The following is an 18,492-nucleotide window of genomic DNA, read 5'->3' on the forward strand; positions in this document are numbered from 1 at the left end:
GCTCTGGCTTTTTTAACTTAGCTATTTTTTAACTTAGCTAAGACAAAGCCAGTTACTATATTATGACCAAAAGATATTTTTGCCTGCATTAGTTTATTAATAAAGTTGTTTTCCCGACAATACTGAAGGAAAACAGCCATGACCTTAGCCAGCCATATTGCTAATCAAGATGTCGAGTTATTAGATATTCATCCCGTCGCCGGAAATATCGGTGCGGAGGTGCGTAATATTTCCCTCTCCGGTGAACTGGACAATGCCGTTTTTCGCCAGATAGAAAACGCGCTGGTGAAATATAAGGTGCTGTTCTTCCGTAAACAGTCGCATTTAACCGATGAGAGTCACCAGGCATTTGGCGCACGCTTTGGCAACATTGTGGCGCACCCGACGGTACCCGCCCCGCAGGGCACTCGCCTGTTTGAGCTGGATGCCTCCAAAGGCGGCGGCCGGGCCGACTCCTGGCATACGGACGTCACCTTCGTCGACGCCTTCCCGAAAATATCTATTCTGCGCGGCGTGACGATCCCCGAGTACGGCGGCGATACCGTGTGGGCCAATACCGCCCGCGCCTATGAGCAGCTGCCGGAGTCGCTGAAGCAGCTGGCAAATTCCCTGCGCGCTATCCATAGCAATAATTATGACTACGGCGCGGAGCGCATCGTCACCGAAGAGCATCGCCTCAATCATCACAAAAATATCTTTGTCTCCTCGGTGTGGGAGGCGGAGCATCCGCTGGTGCATGTTCACCCGGTAAGCGGGGAGCGCGCGCTGCTGCTCGGCCATTTTGTCAAAAAGCTGGTGGGACTGAGCAGCCGCGAGTCGGCGCAGATTTTCGAACTGCTGCAAAACCGCGTCATCCGCCTGGAGAATACCGTGCGTTGGCAGTGGCAGCAGGATGACGTTGTCATCTGGGACAACCGCAGCACCCAGCATTATGCGGTTAACGACTACGGTGACCAGCCTCGCGTGGTGCGCCGGGTCACAGTAGAAGGCGAACCGGCGGTGGGCATTGACGGCAGCCGCAGCCGCACCGTCACTCGCCCGCAGCCCGCAGGCAATGAACCCCTCTCTGCAAACCAGCATACGGATGTGAACTATGCAGCGTCGTGATCTGTTAAAAGCCATGGCGGCGTTCGGCGTCTACAGCATGATGCCCGCCATCGCCCGCGGCGCCAACGTCGCGCGTAAATATGAGGGCGTGACCCTTAACGTCTCCACCTTTAGCACCGCGTGGCCGCAGCTGATCCGCAAGTGGCTGCCGGAGTTTGAAGCCCTGACCGGGGCGCGGGTGCAGCTGGATACCCCGGCGTTTCCGGTTTATAACCAGCGCGCCGACCTTGAGCTATCCACCCGCGGCTCGGCCTATGATGTGGTGAACGTGACCTTTATCTACACCAGCCGCTGGATCAACGCCGGCTGGCTGACCCCGCTGGATGAGTTTATCGCCAACCCGAATCTGACCCCGCAGGATTGGGGTCTTCAGGACTTCCTGCCCGCCACGTTGGCGGCAGAGACCGGGCGCGACGGCAAGCTCTATGGGATCCCCTATGTGGTTGAAGCCATGCTGGCGGGCGCCTCGCGCTACGACCTGATCCAGCAGGCCGGGCTGGCGTTTCCTAAAACCACCGACGAGCTGGTGAAGGTACTGCAGGCGGTGAACAAAAAGGATCGCGTGGCGGGCTATGTTACCGACAACCACTACGGCTGGACCTTTATTCCCTATCTGCAAGCCTTTGGCGGCAACGTCTTCCGTACGCCGCCGGACGATCTCTTCCCAACGCTCGATACGCCGGAAGCCGTCGAAGCGGCAGACTACTTTGCCCGGCTGATCCGCGACTTCGGCCCCAACGGCGGGATCACCTATACCGCCGACCAGTCTCTGCAGGCGTTAAAGCAGGGGCGGGTCAACGTCTCCGACGCCAGCCAGACCTACCTCGCCCAGTTAGGCAATGCGCAAACCTCGCGCACCCTGAAAACCGCCCATTTTGGTTCGATGGTCAGCGGGCCGAAAGGGGCGTTCCCGGGCATGGCAACCCATGCACTGGGTATTCCGGCAGGCTCGAAAAATAAAGAGGCGGCGTGGGCCTTTATCCAGTGGTCACTGTCGAAGCAGATGACCGCCCGGGCGCTGGAGGCAGGCTACGGTTCGCCTACCCGCCGCAGCGATATCGACTCACAGGCGTTCCGCAGCAGGCAGGTCATTAACGGCGTCGATCTGGCCCAGCTCTCTATTGACGCTATCGACCAGGCGGGCAAGGGGGGCTACATGAAGTATCGCACCGTGGAGTTTTATCCGCAGGTCGATCAGCAGCTCAATAAAGCCATTGCGCTCATCGCTTCAGGCCAGCTGTCGGCAAAAGAGGCGATGGCCCAGGCGCAGGCCGGGACGCTCTCCGACCTGAAACGCGCGGGCGCGAAACTCTCATGAGGGCGGCGATGGGACAATCACTCGGCTGGCGTCAGCGCCAGCGTTATGCCTGGATGCTGGGGCTGGCCCCCTCGCTGGTGGTCCTGACCCTGCTGACGCTGATACCGGCGGCGGCGCTGCTGATCGTCAGCCTGACGCCGTTCAGCCTGACCAATCCAGAGGCGACCTTTACGTTCAGTAATCCGCTAGTTAACTATCAGCAGCTGCTGCATGACGATCGTTTTCTCAACTCGCTGGTGACTCAGCTTAAGCTCTCGGTGGTCAGCGTCTTTTTTCAGGTGCTGATTGGCCTGCTGCTGGCGCTGTTGCTGAACGGCACCTCGCGCTGGCTCAACGGCGTACGCACTCTGCTGCTGATCCCGATGGTGCTGCCGCCGATTATTGTGGCGCTGATCTGGAAGATTATCTACACCCCGGATATCAGCCCGCTGCACCAGGTGCTGGACCGGTTTAACCTGCCGCTGGATTCGCTGATCGCCAATCCTGACACCGCACTGTGGGCAATTATGGTAGCCGATGTCTGGCAGTGGTTCCCCTTCACCATGCTGATGGTGCTGGCGGCGTTACAGATGGTGCCCAATGAGCCACGGGAGGCAGCGAGCCTCGACGGCGCGTCGCCGTTCAACATTTTCCGCTACGTGGTCTTTCCACACCTGAAGCCGGTGCTGGCGGTCTGCATTCTGTTTCGCCTCATCGACAGCTTCAAGGCCTTTCCGCTGATCTACATCCTCACCGACGGCGGGCCAGGCTCGGTAACGGAGGTCACTAACTACTACGGTTTTATCCAGGCGTTTAACTTCTCCTGGTGGGGCTACGGCAGTGCCATCGCGGTAGTGATCCTGGTAGGCGTATTTATCTTAAGCTGGCTGATTGGCCGGGCAGGGTGGAACGATGACAATACAACAGAGTGAGGTGGGCCGCCCGCAGGTGAGAACCGCCGTCCGGCGTAAAACATGGCGGCTGAAGGGGAAGCGCACGCTGCTGGCCCTGCTGCTGATGGGGATCATCCTCGCGCCTTTTCTGTGGATGGTGATTATGTCCCTGCGCCCGGCGCTGGACGCGTTCGAGCTAACCCTGCTGTTTACGCCGACGCTGGACGCCTACCGGGCGCTGATTGCCGGAAACTTTCTTGAGCCGTTTGGCAACAGCCTGATGGTGAGCCTGCTCTCTACTTTTTTCTCCTTGCTGCTGGGCGTACCGGCGGCCTGGGTGCTAACCCGCTGGCGTTTTCGCGCCCGCCGCTACGTAGCGCTGTGGATCCTGGTGACGCGCATGGCTCCGCCCATCGCCTTTACCATTCCGTTCTTTCTCGCCTGGCGCTGGCTGGGGTTGCAGGACACCATTATTGGCCTGGCTATCGTCTACCTCACCTTTAACCTGGCGATAGTGATCTGGCTAATGCAGACCTTTTTCTCCGCCGTGCCGGTGGCGCTGGAGGAGGCGGCCTGGATGGATGGCTGCCCGCTGTGGCGCAGCTTCTGGCTGGTCTCGTTGCCGCTGGTGAAGCCAGGCCTCGCAGCGACCGCCATTCTCTGTTTCATCTTCTCGTGGAACGACTTTTTCTACGCGCTGATCTTAACCCGAACTAACGCTGTCACCGCCCCGGTCGCCATTGTGAATTTCCTGCAGTACGAAGGGTGGGAGTGGAGCAAAATTGCCGCTAGCGGCACGCTGGTGATGCTGCCGGTAGTAGCCTTTACGCTGCTGGTGCGCCGCTATCTGGTACATGGCTTAACCGCCGGAGGAGTGAAGGATTAACTATGGCAACCCTGACGCTACAGAATATCGTAAAAACTTTTAACGGGCAGACTATCATTCCCGGTCTCGACCTGGCTATTCATCACGGCGAGTTTATCGCGCTGGTGGGCCCCTCCGGCTGCGGCAAGTCTACGCTGCTGCGGATGATCGCCGGATTAGAGAGCATTGACGGCGGCGAGCTGATTCTGGACGGCGAGGCGATCAACGATCTCTCGCCCCAGGCACGCAACATGGCGATGGTCTTCCAGAACTACGCTCTCTACCCGCACATGACGGTAGCGGAGAACCTTGGGTTTTCGCTGAAGATGCAGGGCATAGCCAGGGATGAGATCGCTAAACAGGTACGCCAGGCTGCCGAGACGCTGGGTCTGACGCCGCTGCTGGCGCGCAAGCCAGCCCAGCTCTCCGGCGGACAGCGCCAGCGCGTGGCGATGGGGCGAGCCATCCTTCGCCACCCCAGGGTATTTCTCTTTGACGAGCCGCTCTCGAATTTGGATGCCAAGCTACGCGTAGAGCTGCGCACCGAAATCAAAGCCCTGCATCAGCGGCTCAACACCACCATGATCTACGTAACCCACGATCAGATCGAGGCCATGACCATGGCGGATCGCATTGTGGTGCTGCGCGACGGACACATTGAGCAGGTAGGCACCCCGCTTGAGCTGTACGATCGGCCGGCAAACGCCTTTGTTGCCAGCTTTATCGGCTCGCCGTCGATGAATCTTTTTACCGGGCGCGTGGAGCAGCCGGGAGTGGTGCTTACCGATGATGGCGTGGCGCTGCCGATGGCGCAGACGCCAGGGCTGAGCGTCGGGCAGCGCGTGCTGTACGGCGTGCGCCCCCAGCACTTTACCCTCTCTACGGGGCCGTCGATTAAAGCGCAGGTCAACGTGGTGGAGCCGACCGGGTCAGAGACGCAGATCATGCTCAACATCGGTCAGCAAAAAGTCACTACGCTGTTTCATCAGCGCGTGGCGGCGCAGCCGGGCGAGACGCTCAACGTTCTGCCTGACGCCCGTCATGCGCATCTGTTTGATGCCGACAGCGGCGTGCGGCTGAATTGACCGGGAGAAGGGCATGAGCAAGAAAGTCATTGTGTTTGGCGTCGATGGTCTGATGATGCCGCTGATCAAGAAGTTTGCCGCCGAGGGCGAGCTGCCGCATATCAGCCGGATGCTGGAGCTGGGCGCGGCCACTGAGTTGCTGCCCTATATCTCTGCCTGGGGCGACGTAAACTGGGCGGCATTTATTAGCGGGCAAAGCCCCGGTACCTCGTGGCGCGGCCAGGCGCAACCGGCTGACTATTCACGCACGCAGCCGCTGCTGCAAAAGATGGAGCAGCAGGGACTACGCGCCGCGCTGATCCATTTTCCGGAGAGCGTGGCTGCGCCGTCACCCCATTTTACCCTCTCTCCCTATTGGTCTGCCCCGGATCCGAATCCGCACACCTTTGCCGCCCCGGCGATATTTACCACGGACGCCGCCCGCGTTGATGCGCCAGCCCGGCATCGACAACAGACGCTGGGCTGGCCGCCCTCATCGCCGCTGGCCTATCACGACAAGGGCCTGTGGCAGCCGCTGATCGGCGATGAGGAGGGGCGATGCTACCGCCTGACGATCCGTTCAGGGCACGGCGCAGAGGTGACGCTCGCGCTGGACGTGCAAACCCTCACGCTGGGCGCGGGCGATGCCCAGGTCACCTTAACGCCGGAGGCATGGAGCCGCTGGCTGCCGCTGGGGGACGTAGCCGAAGGTGGCGCGGTCCGCTTCTGGCTGGCGCGGTTTGCACCGCACACGCGAGAGATTGAGCTCATCCAGAGCGAGGTGAGCTATCCTCAGCGTCTCGCCTCTGACGGCGCGCTGGCACGGCAGCTTATTGACGAGCTGGGGCCGTTCCACAGTCAGTGGGCGGTGAAGACCTCACCGGATGAGGCGCATCTGGCTTCTACTCTGGACGATGCCGAGCGTCAGTCGCTGTGGCTGGCGGAGAGCGCTATCCGTTTAACGCATGAGCATGGCTACGCCCTCTGGGCGGCGGTGCATCATCTGATCGATGAGTCTCACCACCTCTGTCTCGGGCAGTACGATCCGGCCTCGCCGTTTTACGATCCGCAGCAGGCTCCGCGCTATGAGGCGGTGCTCCGCGAGTGCTATAAGGTGCTCGATCGTTCGATCGGCAAAATCATCGACAGCATGGATGAGGAGACTACGCTGCTGCTGGCCTCTGACCATGGGGCAGTGCCCAACCACTTCATGTGTGACGTAAACCGCTACCTGGCGAAACAGGGTCTGGTGACGCTGGACGCAAATGGCCTGCCGGTGCGCAGCCAAAGCCTGGTCTATCTGAAAGATGAGCGCGGCGGGCTGGAGATCTTTATCAACGCCGATCATGTTGCCCCGGTGGCGTATGGCGCACTCCAGGATCGGCTCCTGCATCTGCTGCGCAACTGGCATATTGAATATCGAGGACAGAGGCGCCATGCCGTAGCATGGGCCGTGCGCAAAGAGGATGCGGTAGGGATCGGCTACTGGGGAGAGCATGCTGGCGATGTGCTTTTCACCTACGATACCGGCTTTGTCTGGGGAACCAGCCTCGACGGCGAGGATATCTGTCCCGTGGTCGCGCCGGGGGCCAATCATGGCCCGCAAAAGCCGACGGCAGAGACAGGGCATACCTCTAATTACGGCGTGCTGCTGGCCCTCGGGGCGGGCATTCGTCAAGGTTACTATCACGATCGCCAGCTTCATGGCCCGTACCGGATGGCAGATCCTGGCGCAACCATTGCGTGGCTGTTGGGCGTGGAGCAAGATACTCTGGACGGCACGATCATGCAGGCGCTGCTGACAGCGGAAAGAGAGGAGAAGCGATGACCGAGCACCGTTATACCCGGTACGCCAGCTTGCAGGGCAGAGTGGTGGTTATCACCGGCGGCGCAAGCGGGATTGGCGCCGATTTGGTCACGGCCTTCAGCCAGCAGGCGAGCCGCGTTCATTTTCTCGATATCGATAGCCACGCCGGGGCAGCGGTTGCCGCGGCCACCGGCGCGCAATTTCACTTTACCGATTTGCGCGATATTCCTGCCTTGAGAAAAACAGTGGCGTCGATTGCCGAACAGGAGGGTGACATTGACGTGCTAATCAACAATGCGGCCTGTGACGATCGCCATGATACTTTTGCCGTGGAGCCAGAGGCGTGGCGTGCCAGCCTGGGGATAAATCTCGATCATCAGTTCTTTGCCAGCCAGGCCGTTGCGGCCCTGATGAAACGGCAGGCAGGGGGCAATATTATTCTTACCAGCTCGACGTCGTTTATGAAGGGGCGGCCAGGCATGGTCGGCTATACCACGGCAAAGGCAGCTATTGTGGGTCTGAGCCAGACGCTGGCGCGTGAGCTGGGGCCTTCTGGCATTCGGGTAAACTGTATTGTTCCTGGAGCGATCTCTACCCCACGCCAGCAGGCCCTGTGGCGTACGCCACAGTCGGAGCAGGAGATTAGCGCTATGCAGTCGCTTAATATCAACCTGGAGGGCCGGGACGTTGCAGCGATGGCGCTGTTTATTGCTTCTGACGACGCGCGCGGCTGTACAGGGGCGCTCTTTTTTGTTGATGCCGGTATTCGTCTGGTTTAATCAGCGATCATACCAGCGGATCATGCTGTAACCTGTGGCAGAAACGGGGATGCAGGCTACAATCTCGGAGATACCTTTTAGCCTCAAGCGATCTTTTCCGGTATCGCCATAGTGAGAACTGCACGATTGATATTGGGAATAGAAGTCTGAAATCAGTAGGTTACAGATAAAACCCTGTACATTATGGGCTAAATTGTTTAGCGTCGTACCGTTAAATATCCGGCAAAAGAAGCAACTGGCACAGATATGAATAGATTTGATGATAAAAGATTGACCGATATTGTGCTGGGAGAAGCCATTCTTGCTCTTTTGAGCGAGGGCGATCCCATAACGCCATACAGTTTGATAGCAAAACTTCAGCAAATGGCAGCCTCAGAGAATTTGGCATTCAGAAAGCAGGCCTGTATCAGCGCCCTTCTGGAAGTGCAAAGCAGCCTTACATTTCAACATGAAGGTCTCTTTCCGGAGGCTTATCCTCCGGAATTCAGCGGCTTTCAGGCAGGTAGTGACTATCCCTCCGGCAGTAAAATGATCCACTGATAGCCCGAGCGCTATCTTCCCTTCGGATCATTCTACTCTGTCCTCGATCGCGCGTATGGCCATGGCATTGTCCTGTTTATGCGCGCAATCAGTAGTGCGTTCCATCTGCTGTTGTAATACCTCCGTCGTGTAAAAAATACCCTGAATACCCCTGCTGCCAACCTCATACTCAGCTCTTGAACCTCAATAATGTTATGTTATAACATTAACGAAATAATGAGAGGTAAGTAAAATGGCACAAGCAAGTCTAAAAACAGGCGAAGCAAAAAGATTACCGGTTACCGTCCTGTCCGGATTTTTAGGTGCAGGGAAAACCACGCTGCTTAACCATATCCTGAATAACCGGGAGAGCAGGCGCGTGGCAGTTATCGTTAACGATATGTCAGAGGTCAATATCGACGCCGCGCTGGTGAGGGACGGCGGGGCCGAGCTGTCACGTACCGACGAGAAGCTGGTAGAGATGAGCAACGGCTGCATCTGCTGCACGCTGCGGGAGGACCTGCTGGTTGAGGTGAATCGCCTGGCGCGGGAGGGGCGTTTTGACCAGCTGGTGATCGAGTCCACCGGTATCGCGGAGCCGCTCCCGGTCGCAGAGACCTTTACCTTCGCCGACGATGAGGGGCGCAGCCTTGCCGACGTAGCGCGCCTCGATACCATGGTTACCGTCATTGATGCCTTCAACTTTCTTAACGACTACGGCTCGGAAGAGAGCATTCACTCGCGGGGAGAGTCGTTAGGAGAGGACGATACCCGTACCGTAGTGGATCTGCTGATCGAGCAGGTAGAGTTTTGCGATGTGCTGGTGATTAACAAAATCGATCTGATCAGCGACGAGCAGCAGCGCAGGTTGCTGGCTATTCTGCGCTCCCTCAACCCTGGGGCGAAAGTGGTGACTGCACAATTCGGCCGGGTGCCGCTTAGCGAGGTACTGAACACCGGACTGTTCGATTTTGCCAAAGCCGCTCAGTCGCCGGGCTGGCTTAAGGAGCTGCGTGGAGAGCATACCCCGGAGACGGAGGAGTATGGCATCACCAGCTTTGCTTACCGCGCCCGGCGTCCTTTCCACCCGGCCCGCTTTGCGCAGGTGCTGGAAAACGAACTGACGGGCGTGGTGCGCTCAAAAGGCTACTTCTGGCTGGCCAGCCGACCAGAATTTGCCGGCTCCTGGTCCCATGCGGGCGGCGTGGCTCGCCAGGGGCTGGCGGGAAGCTGGTGGGCCAGCACTCCCCGGGAGCGCTGGCCTGAGGATGAGGAGTCGTTGCAGTTTATTATGGCTAACTGGCTTGAGGGGGTCGGCGATGCCCGTCAGGAGCTGGTCTTCATTGGAATGGAGATGGACGAGGCGCGGCTGCGGATGCAGCTGGATGCCGCCCTGCTGACGGACAGGGAGATGGCCGAGGGGCCGCAGCGGTGGACAGGCTACGACGATCCCATCGACCCCTGGTTTGAGGAGAGCAGAGATGCGCAATAGTCGTCTGCTCCTGCTCGCCGCGCTGCTCGGCTTTGCCACCGTCGCGCCCGCCGCCGCTTTTCCCGTCACGGTAGAGAACTGCGGCGTGAAACAAACCTTTACCGCGCCGCCGCAAAAGGTGGTCACCGTCGGCCAGCACGAAACCGAACTCCTGCTGGCCCTCGGGCTGGGAAGTAAAATCAGCGCCACCTCGGTGTGGTTTGGCAAGCTACCCGAGTCGCTCGCCGGGGAGGGCAAGGATCTAAAGAAACTGGCGGAGAACTCGCCGTCGTTTGAAGCAGTGGTGGCTGAGAGGCCGGATCTGGTTCTCGCCCAGTATCACTGGCACATTGGACCGCAGGGAGAGGTAGGAACCCGGGAGCAGTTTGCCAGCCTCGGGATCAAAACGTGGATTTCACCTGCCGACTGCATCGGTAAAAACGTGACCGATACCTCTAACGCCGACGGGGCGCGGAGCGTTCCCTTCTCATTGCAGGCCATTGAAGAGGAGGTGAGTCAGCTGGCGGCCATCTTCGGCACTCCTGAGCGCGGCCGGAAGCTCAATCAGGCGCTGGCCGAACGCATCGCCCATGCGCAGCGCCAGGCTGATGCTCATCGCCAGCATCCGCTGAAGGTGGTGTTCTGGTTCTCCAGCAGTCGTCTGAACGGCGATCCGTGGGTGGCGGGTAACTATGGTGCCCCCGGCTGGATAAGCAAAACCCTCGGCCTCATCAACGTTGTTGAGTCAAAGGATGAGTGGCCCGCGGTGACCTGGGAGTCCATCGCCCGCGCTCAGCCTGATATCATCGTTATTGCTGATATGGAACGCCGTCTCTACCCGGCTGACGACGTGGCGGTGAAGGCGCAGTTCCTGCGCAGCGATCCAGTGACGAAGGCGATCCCGGCCGTGAAAAACAACCGCATCATCGTGGTGCCTGCCATGTCTCTGAACCCTTCCTTACGCAACGTGGACGCCGTTGAGCTGATTGGCGGCAGGCTGGCGGATCGGGCTAAACCATGAGTCATGCCTTACCGGGATGGCGCGCTGCTGGCCTTATGCTGGCCTGCGTGCCGGGGCTGCCGCTGATGCTGGCGCTGGCGGCGACGATTGGCGATATGCCGGTTTCGTTTATGGATACCGCAAAGTCTATTAGTAACGGGCTGGGGATCACCGCCTTTCCCCTCCCTGCCTTAGAGGCCGGGATCGTCTGGCAGTATCGGATGAGCCGGGCGGTGATGGCTGCCTGCAGCGGCGGCGGACTGGCGCTATGTGGGCTGGTGATGCAGGCTATTTTGCGTAACCCGCTGGCGGAACCCTATCTACTGGGCATTTCCGCAGGGGCTTCGCTGGGGGCAGTAGGGGTGATGCTGCTGGGTATCGGCGGCAGCGCCCTGAGCGTCAGCGGCGGGGCATTCGTCGGTGCCTGTCTGGCGTTTGGCCTGATTGTGCTGATCACCCGTGGCATGAGCGACAGTCCGCCGCGTATCCTGCTGGCGGGCATTGCCGGTACCCAGCTGTTTAACGCGCTGACGGCGTACGTGGTCAGCACCTCGGCCAATGCCGAGCAGTCGCGCAGCGTGATGTTCTGGCTGCTGGGGAGCTTAAGCGGCGTACGCTGGCCGGATGCGCTGCTGAGCCTGGGGGTGACGCTACTGGGATTTCTGATCGTAATGCGATTTGCGCGTGCGCTCGATACCTTCACCTTTGGCGATGAGGTCTCGACTACGCTCGGGATCCCGGTGACCTTTGTGCGTATTGCGCTGCTGCTGACCACGGCGCTGATCACCGCTAACATCGTCAGCGCCATCGGTGCGGTCGGTTTTGTCGGCCTGGTCATTCCCCACATAACGCGGATGCTCACCGGCGCGGGCCATGCCGTCACGGTGCCCGTGGCCTTTCTCATTGGCAGCCACTTTATGATCGTGGCCGATATTGTCTCGCGGACGTTGATTACCCATCAGGTGCTGCCCATCGGAGTGGTCACTGCCCTGGTGGGCGCGCCCGCCTTTGTTGTGCTCCTCTACCGGAGCCGGGAGAAGAATCAGTGAACATGAGCGCTGAACGGCTGGAGGTTACCCTCCAGTCGCGAAAAATCCTTCACAATGTCAGCCTGGCGCTGGCGGGCGGGCAGACTATCGGCCTGCTGGGGCCCAACGGCTCGGGTAAATCGACGCTGCTCCGCTGCCTGGCCGGGCTGTATCCTGCGCTTAAACCACGTATTCGCCTCAATGGCGATCCGTTAAGCGCTCTTCCGCTGAAAATGCTGGCGCGCCGGATGGCCTTCGTCCCCCAGCATGCGGAGGCTGACGGGGATCTCAGCGTAGAGCAGATCGTTCGCCTTGGACGTACGCCGCACCGCCTGACGTTTGGCTCCCTGCGTGCCGACGATCGGGCTGCCATAGAGGAGGCGATGAGCCTGATGCAGCTGGCCGGGCTGCGGCATCGGCTGTGGCGTCAGCTCTCCGGCGGGGAGCGCCAGCGGTGCCAGATTGCCCGGGCGCTGGCCCAGCAGCCGGAAGTTCTGCTGCTTGATGAACCCACCAACCATCTTGATATCCATCATCAGCTGGAGCTGATGGGGTTGATATCCCGGCTGCCAATGACGGTGGTGATTGCCCTGCACGATCTCAATCTGGCGGCAAACTACTGCCAGCAGCTGGTGCTGATCGAGACGGGAAAAGTTGTCAGCGTGGGGACGCCAGAGACGGTGCTCACTCCGGATGAGATCGAGAAGCGGTGGAAAGTGAAGGCAAAGGTGCAGAGAGAGGAGGGCGGCGCGATGAGTATTTACTATCTCCCCATCCGCCGCCCGATATAACCCTACCGGTGCAGGTAAGTGTTAACCCCGAGGTAGCGCGTGAAGGCCTCCTGCAAAATTTCGGCGCTGGCGGAGTGGTTCATCGCCACGTGGTGCTCAAAGCCGTTGCGGCAGATCCACGCCAGCAGATTCTCCAGGTGCGGAACCTGAATCACCGCCCGGCAGCCGACGGTATCCAGCGGATCGTCCACCGATTGTCCCTCGCCGACGTAGGCTTTGATCTCGCCGGTGAGATCGTCCGTGCTCAGACGGAAGTAGGTCAGGTTGCCGCTCTTCAGGCGACCATGAACCGCCCCGCAGGTGTTCTCTTTCCCGACGGTGGTGCCGATGATATCGGCGGTGCCCATATGCGGATCTTCAAGGCTGGCCGCCGCGAAGTTACCGCAGTGGAACAGCACGCACTTGTCGCGATCGTCGCCAAAGTTGTTGTTCCAGTCGGCAATAGACGCCGGGCTCATGTTGCTGCTGGCGAGGGCGTACATCGACAGCGCACCCATCACATCCACCTCGCAGGCGCTGGGCATCAGCTGCCCGGACATGATGCTCATAATCGAGCAGACGTTAATGCCGAGGTTCTCCTGTAGCGACGTCCAGCACTGGATGGCGGTGGTATCGATATCGTTGGCGATAACCCACTCGCTGATCACCACGAACAGCTTCGCCATGGTGACGATTTTATCTGCCGGGATCCCGCTGGCGTCGGCATTGTCGAGCAGCAGGCGGCGTTTCTCATCGACGCGAATATCGTCATCGCGCAGCTGCTTGACGCGGGTAAAGACCTCGGAGAGATCCAGCGTCTCAACCGCAATCCCCAGCCGCTCAAGCAGCTTCTCGCTGTAACGCACGGTGTTAAACCCGGCCGGGCGCGCGCCGATGGCCCCGACGCGCACGCCGCGCATGCTGCTCACTACACGGCAGATCTGTTCGAAGCGACGGAGATCCTTTTCAAATATCTCGCCGCTGAGGGCGCAGACGTGCTGGGTGGTCAGGGTAAAGGGGATGCCGTACTGACGCATGTTATTGCAAAGGGAGATTTTGCCGCAGAAGCTGTCCCGGCGGGTTGCCAGCCCCATCTTATCGAGGTTGTCCTCTTCGGCCTGAATCAGCACCGGGACGTTGAGGCCCGAGAGACGCAGGGTTTCGGCTACCGCTTTTTCATCGCCAAAGTTAGGCAGCAGCACCACCACGCCGTGGATCTCATCCCGGTGGGCGCGAAATAGCTCGGCGCAGATTTTCGCATCCTGGCGGGTTTCCACTCCGCCCAGCTCGGTCTGCGTGTCGTCAAGCATAATGGTGTTGATACCCAGCCGCGCAAAGAGCGCCGTGGCCTGCTCGCGTGCTTCGGCTACCAGATAGCTGGGGAAAAACCCACGGTTGCCGATAATGACGCCCATGGTCAGGTTCTGCGGAATTCGGGACATTGCTCTCTCTCCAGTAATCTCTCTTGAATATATATTCATTTATGATTTATTATTCATGAGTGTAAGATATGCCTTACTTTTCCCTTTGTCACGACGTCTACTGGCAATTTTCTGAGAAAGGAGAAAACGATCACAATTGCTTCAGCAAGCAAAAAACCAGGGCGTGCTTGTTATCTATTCAGGTATGCATAAAAATAACGGACATAAAATCAAGGGGAATATTATGTCGAAGCAGGACGAACAACGCTTGCTGGTGAAGATCGCCACGCTCTACTACAGCGAAAACAGAAAGCAGTCTGAAATTGCCTCACTGCTGCACCTGTCACAATCCTTTGTCTCACGCGCCCTGACCCGCTGCCAGAAAGAGGGTTTGGTTAAAATCACCGTGGTTCAGCCAACCAATATTTTTGTCGAGCTAGAGAAAGCTATTGAAGAGCGCTTCGGCATTCGTCAGGCCATCGTCGTAGATGTGGGTGAGAACGCCAGCAACGGGCAGCTGAAACACGCCATCGGCAGCGCGGCGGCGCACTATGTTGAAACCCGCGTTCGGCCGGAAGACCTGGTCGGCATCTCCTCCTGGAGCAGCACCATTCGCTGCATGGTAGACGAGATGCATCCGCAGAATATCCGTGCGGCAGGCGTGATCCAGCTGCTGGGGGGCGTCGGCCCCAACGGCAACGTGCAGGCCACCATCCTCACCCAGCAGCTGGCGGCGCACCTTGGCTGCCCGGCGTGGCTGCTGCCCTCCCAGAGCATTGAGCACTCGGTGGAAGAGCGCGCCCGGCTGGTGAACAGCCCGGACGTGGCGGCGGCGGTGGCAAAATTTGATGAGGTGGATGTTGCCATCGTCGGCATCGGCGAGCTGGAACCATCCCAGCTGCTGAAAAATTCGGGTAACTACTACAACGAAGAGATGTTAACCCTGCTGGCGGAGCGCGGTGCGGTAGGGGATATCTGCCTGCACTACTACGACGCCGCCGGCAATCCGGTGCTGAGCCAGGAGGAGGATCCGGTGATCGGCATGGAGCTGGCGCAGATGCGCGCCTGCCAGCACGTTATCGCCCTGGCGGGCGGCTTAGAAAAAAGCAATGCCATTCGCGGCGCGCTGGAGGGTAACTACATCGATGTATTAATTACCGACTTCGCGACGGCGCGTAGCCTGCTGAAAAAGTAGGGCGAACCTCCCCGGACGGCATCGCCCGGGGAAGAAGAGCAGGGGCTATTTGCCCTCCATCACCGCTTTCTGCGCCACCACCGCCGCTTTCTGCTGCATCCGGTTTTGCATCTGGTCGATGATCACCGCCACGATAATCACGATGCCCTTAATCACCATCTGCCAGAATTCGCTGACGCCCATCATCACCAGGCCATCGGCAAGAAAACCGATCACGAACGCGCCGATCAGGGTGCCGACAATGGTACCGCGCCCGCCAGCCAGCGAGGTTCCGCCCAGCACCACCGCTGCGATAGCGTTCATCTCAAAGGCGGTGCCGTTAGCCGGATGGCTGGCCACCAGCTGCGCGGAGACCACGATCCCGGCGATAGCGGCACAGAAGCCAGAGAGCATATAGACCAGGATCTTAACCTGCTTGACCTTAACGCCCGAGAGCTCGGCGGCGCGCTCGTTATCGCCGATGGCATAGACATGGCGGCCAAAGGGCAGGCGGCGGGCGATGTATGCGATAATCAGCGCCAGCACGATCATCATCCAGATCGCCCATGGAAGGCCGAACAGCGTTCCGGCCCCAATCTCATCAAAGCCAGTATTGCCCAGCAGCGGGTTTCCGGAGAGGCCGGGGAAGGTCTGTCCATCGGAGGTCAGCATTGCCGCGCCGCGCAGGACGTACATGGTACCGAGGGTGCAGATAAAGGGGGCAACGTTGTAGCGGGTGATGATCCAGCCGTTCGCTGCGCCGATCAGCGCGCCGATCAAGAGCACCACCGGGACGATCACCCAAACGCTGGGGAAGATGGCGATGCCAAACATCGGCAGTACGATCCCTTTGGTGATCATCCACCCGGCAATCATCCCGCACAGGCCCAGCGTTGCGCCGATAGAGAGGTCGATCCCGGCGGTGATAATCACAAAGGTGATGCCCAGCGCCAGAAAGGCGTTAATGGCGATATGCTTAATCATGATCACCATACTGCCAGCCGACAGGAACCCTGGCACCATCACGGTGAAGAAACCGACAATAAGGAAAAGGGCAATAAACGTCCGTAATTTCAACAAAATAAGCAGAATATTCTCGCGGGACAGCGATGCCCCGCCGCGTGGCGTTAACGTGGCCGATTGGACTCTTTTCATTTTAAAACCCCTGAGCACTTGCTGTGACCAGCGCTGATTCTTCGGCCCGATCGCGAACGATGTCGGCGGTAAGCTTGCCGCCGGACATCACCAGAATACGGTCGGAAACCGCCATGATCTCTTTTAAATCCGAGGTGGAGAAGACCACCGCGATGCCCTGCTGAGAGAGCTGCACCATCATGCGGAACACGTCCGCCTTCGCGCCAACGTCAATGCCCCGCGTCGGTTCATCAAGGAACAGCACCTTGGGATTGGTCAGCAGCGAGCGGCCAATCACCACCTTCTGCTGGTTGCCGCCGCTCAGGGCCTGGATCTCTACCTCCGGCGAGGAGACCTTAATCGACAGGTCGCCAATGGTGCCCGCCACGACGGCATCCTCCTCTTTACTGGCGATAGTCAGCCCGCGCTGGAGGCGTCGCCAGAGGCTGGCGATGGTCAGGTTGCTCGCCACCGAAGAGATGGGGAAGATGCCGGTCCGCTTGCGGTCTTCCGGTACCAGGCTCATTCCCATCCGGATGCGGTCGGCGGTCGCCAGCCGCTGGGGTACCGGCTTGCTGTCGAGCCACAGCTTGCCGAAGTAGTTGCGCTCGGTGCCCAGCAGGCACTCGAACAGTTCGGTGCGCCCGGCCCCCATCAGGCCGTAAATACCAACGATCTCTCCGGCATGCACCTTAAAGCTGACGTCGTTAACCACGGTGTTTCCCGCGGCGTTGACGCAGGTTATGTGTTCCGCCTCCAGCAGCGGCGGCCCAAAGGTGCGGCCCGGTTCAAGGAAATTACTTACCGGATCGCTACCAAGCATCTCGCGGACGATCCACGGCACATCAATATCTTTTACCTGCGCTTCCGCCTGGAACTTGCCGTCACGCAGGATAGTGATGACGTCGCCGATGGCCATCAGCTCTTCCAGGCGGTGCGAGATATAGATAATGGAGACCCCCTGGCGGGTTAGCTCGCGGATCACGCGAAACAGGATCTCCACTTCGGTTTTACTCAGCGCCGAGGTGGGTTCGTCGAGGATCAAAATGTCGGCATCCTCCGCCAGCGCCTTGGCGATCTCCACCAGCTGCTGCTGGCCCACCTTCAGGTTGCCCACCAGATCTTTGGGCGAGATGGGCTGGTCGAGGCGTTGCAGCAGCTCGGCGGCGCGTCGCTCCTGCTCGGTTTCGTTGATGGGCGTGATGCCTTTTTGCAGCTCGCGGCCAAGAAAAATATTTTCGGCGACGTTCAGGTTCTCAAACAGATTCAGCTCCTGGTGCACCATGCCGATCCCGTGCGCGGCTGCCGCACGGGTGCTCGGAAAGTGCACCGGTTTGCCGTTAAGCAGGATCTCGCCGAGGCTGGGCTGCTGCACGCCAGCCAGGATCTTCATTAGCGTCGATTTACCGGCTCCGTTTTCGCCAATGATGACGTTTACCTTCCCGCGCCAGACGTTATAGTCGACGTTATCCAGCGCCACGGTGCCGGGAAAGAGCATCGAGATCCCACGCGTGCGCAGGATAATGTCATCCACAGGGGTAACGCTCATTACTGTGCCTCCTGTTTCACATCCAGCGCGGCGGCGTCCTGGGCTTTGCCATTGGCCAGCGTCACCGCAAACAGCACGGTGGCAGGTTTACCGTTCCAGCTGGCGTCGATTTTCGGCAGGTGCTTTGCAGCTTCGCGGTTATAGGCCCGGGAAAGCTGGGCAAACTGCACCTGATTAGTAAAATCTTCAAACTTAAAGCCGGTAGCATCGCGAATGGCGTTGCCGCGCATCACCGGCCCGAGCTGGATGGTCAGCGGCTGGTTGTCGACGGTGAACGTCAGCTTCTGCTCGCGCTCGTTACTGACGTCAACCGCGGTGACCGGGCTGGTCAGACGAACAAAAACGCTCTTCGGTGCGCCGCTGGCGGCTTTCAGCTGGCTGGTAAACGCGCTGGCGTCCAGCGCGTGTTGGTTAGCGGCATCCATAACGCGGGGCTGCCAGGTCTGTTGCGCGATCTGCTGCGGGGTCAGATTGTCGAAACTCTGTTTCGCATTTGGATCGGCAGGCATGATCGGCTTGCCGTTTTCATCCAGATCCACCACCGTGCAGGCCGTTAGCAACAGGGTGGTGCACCCTATCAGCGCGACACCCCATTGTTTTAAGCCCATAGCGCC

The 18,492-nt window shown here is 59.4% G+C and carries 17 protein-coding genes; 13 read left to right on the forward strand and 4 right to left on the reverse strand.

What is annotated here, in order from left to right; genetic code table 11:
- Positions 1–138 precede the first annotated feature (138 nt).
- The 12 genes from RTM13_RS04815 to RTM13_RS04870 all read left to right on the forward strand — a co-directional run bounded on the left by RTM13_RS04815 (position 139) and on the right by RTM13_RS04870 (position 12,621).
- Complete coding sequence (locus RTM13_RS04815; protein ID WP_312210579.1) at positions 139–1,107, forward strand: TauD/TfdA family dioxygenase; 969 nt, start codon at positions 139–141, stop codon at positions 1,105–1,107.
- Positions 1,094–2,425 carry an extracellular solute-binding protein gene (locus tag RTM13_RS04820; RefSeq protein ID WP_312210580.1) on the forward strand — a complete coding sequence of 444 codons (1,332 nt, stop codon included), beginning with the start codon at positions 1,094–1,096 and terminating at the stop codon, positions 2,423–2,425. The genes RTM13_RS04815 and RTM13_RS04820 overlap by 14 nt, the downstream gene beginning before the upstream one ends.
- Positions 2,426–2,433: 8 nt before the next feature.
- Positions 2,434–3,336, forward strand: coding sequence for a sugar ABC transporter permease (locus RTM13_RS04825; RefSeq protein ID WP_312210581.1), 903 nt, complete (start codon positions 2,434–2,436; stop codon positions 3,334–3,336).
- Positions 3,317–4,183 carry a carbohydrate ABC transporter permease gene (locus RTM13_RS04830; RefSeq protein ID WP_312210583.1) on the forward strand — a complete coding sequence of 289 codons (867 nt, stop codon included), beginning with the start codon at positions 3,317–3,319 and terminating at the stop codon, positions 4,181–4,183. Before RTM13_RS04825 ends, RTM13_RS04830 begins: the two co-directional genes overlap by 20 nt.
- A 2-nt stretch (positions 4,184–4,185) precedes the next feature.
- Positions 4,186–5,247, forward strand: a complete 1,062-nt coding sequence (locus RTM13_RS04835; RefSeq protein ID WP_312210585.1) for a sn-glycerol-3-phosphate ABC transporter ATP-binding protein UgpC — start codon at positions 4,186–4,188, stop codon at positions 5,245–5,247.
- Between the two features lie 13 nt (positions 5,248–5,260).
- Positions 5,261–7,054: an alkaline phosphatase family protein gene (locus RTM13_RS04840; protein WP_312210586.1), complete on the forward strand. Its 1,794-nt coding sequence runs from the start codon at positions 5,261–5,263 to the stop codon at positions 7,052–7,054.
- The gene (locus RTM13_RS04845; RefSeq protein ID WP_312210588.1) at positions 7,051–7,812 is read left to right on the forward strand and encodes an SDR family oxidoreductase; all 762 of its coding nucleotides are present in this window, start codon (positions 7,051–7,053) and stop codon (positions 7,810–7,812) included. The genes RTM13_RS04840 and RTM13_RS04845 overlap by 4 nt, the downstream gene beginning before the upstream one ends.
- A 246-nt stretch (positions 7,813–8,058) precedes the next feature.
- Entirely contained in the window at positions 8,059–8,352 is a 294-nt protein-coding gene (locus RTM13_RS04850; RefSeq protein ID WP_312210589.1) for a hypothetical protein, read from the forward strand.
- A gap of 232 nt (positions 8,353–8,584) precedes the next feature.
- Entirely contained in the window at positions 8,585–9,823 is a 1,239-nt protein-coding gene (gene zigA / locus RTM13_RS04855; RefSeq protein ID WP_312210591.1) for a zinc metallochaperone GTPase ZigA, read from the forward strand.
- On the forward strand, positions 9,813–10,823 hold the full coding sequence (locus RTM13_RS04860) for an ABC transporter substrate-binding protein (protein WP_312210593.1): 1,011 nt from the start codon (positions 9,813–9,815) through the stop codon (positions 10,821–10,823). Before zigA ends, RTM13_RS04860 begins: the two co-directional genes overlap by 11 nt.
- Positions 10,820–11,851, forward strand: coding sequence for an iron chelate uptake ABC transporter family permease subunit (locus RTM13_RS04865; protein ID WP_312210594.1), 1,032 nt, complete (start codon positions 10,820–10,822; stop codon positions 11,849–11,851). The genes RTM13_RS04860 and RTM13_RS04865 overlap by 4 nt, the downstream gene beginning before the upstream one ends.
- Before the next feature lie 2 nt (positions 11,852–11,853).
- Entirely contained in the window at positions 11,854–12,621 is a 768-nt protein-coding gene (locus tag RTM13_RS04870) for an ABC transporter ATP-binding protein (RefSeq protein WP_312211015.1), read from the forward strand.
- 2 nt (positions 12,622–12,623) lie between these two features.
- On the opposite strand, the gene RTM13_RS04875 is transcribed toward RTM13_RS04870, so the two are convergent.
- Positions 12,624–14,042: an L-fucose/L-arabinose isomerase family protein gene (locus RTM13_RS04875; RefSeq protein ID WP_312210596.1), complete on the reverse strand. Its 1,419-nt coding sequence runs from the start codon at positions 14,040–14,042 to the stop codon at positions 12,624–12,626.
- A gap of 223 nt (positions 14,043–14,265) precedes the next feature.
- Here RTM13_RS04875 and RTM13_RS04880 point away from each other — a divergent pair, with 223 nt between their 5' ends.
- On the forward strand, positions 14,266–15,216 hold the full coding sequence (locus RTM13_RS04880) for a sugar-binding transcriptional regulator (RefSeq protein ID WP_312210597.1): 951 nt from the start codon (positions 14,266–14,268) through the stop codon (positions 15,214–15,216).
- 45 nt (positions 15,217–15,261) lie between these two features.
- Here the strand turns inward: RTM13_RS04880 and RTM13_RS04885 are convergent, their stop codons facing one another.
- Genes RTM13_RS04885 through RTM13_RS04895 form a run of 3 tightly spaced genes read right to left on the reverse strand, consistent with a single transcriptional unit; the run spans position 15,262 to position 18,486 of the window.
- Entirely contained in the window at positions 15,262–16,350 is a 1,089-nt protein-coding gene (locus RTM13_RS04885; protein ID WP_312210598.1) for an ABC transporter permease, read from the reverse strand.
- Position 16,351: 1 nt separating this feature from the next.
- A complete protein-coding gene (locus RTM13_RS04890; RefSeq protein ID WP_312210599.1) occupies positions 16,352–17,878 on the reverse strand; it encodes a sugar ABC transporter ATP-binding protein in 1,527 nt (508 codons plus the stop codon).
- Positions 17,878–18,486, reverse strand: coding sequence for a DUF2291 family protein (locus tag RTM13_RS04895; protein WP_312210601.1), 609 nt, complete (start codon positions 18,484–18,486; stop codon positions 17,878–17,880). The genes RTM13_RS04890 and RTM13_RS04895 overlap by 1 nt, the downstream gene beginning before the upstream one ends.
- Positions 18,487–18,492 lie beyond the last annotated feature (6 nt).

This window comes from Pseudescherichia sp. (genome assembly GCF_031979925.1).
Classification (GTDB): domain Bacteria; phylum Pseudomonadota; class Gammaproteobacteria; order Enterobacterales; family Enterobacteriaceae; genus Pseudescherichia.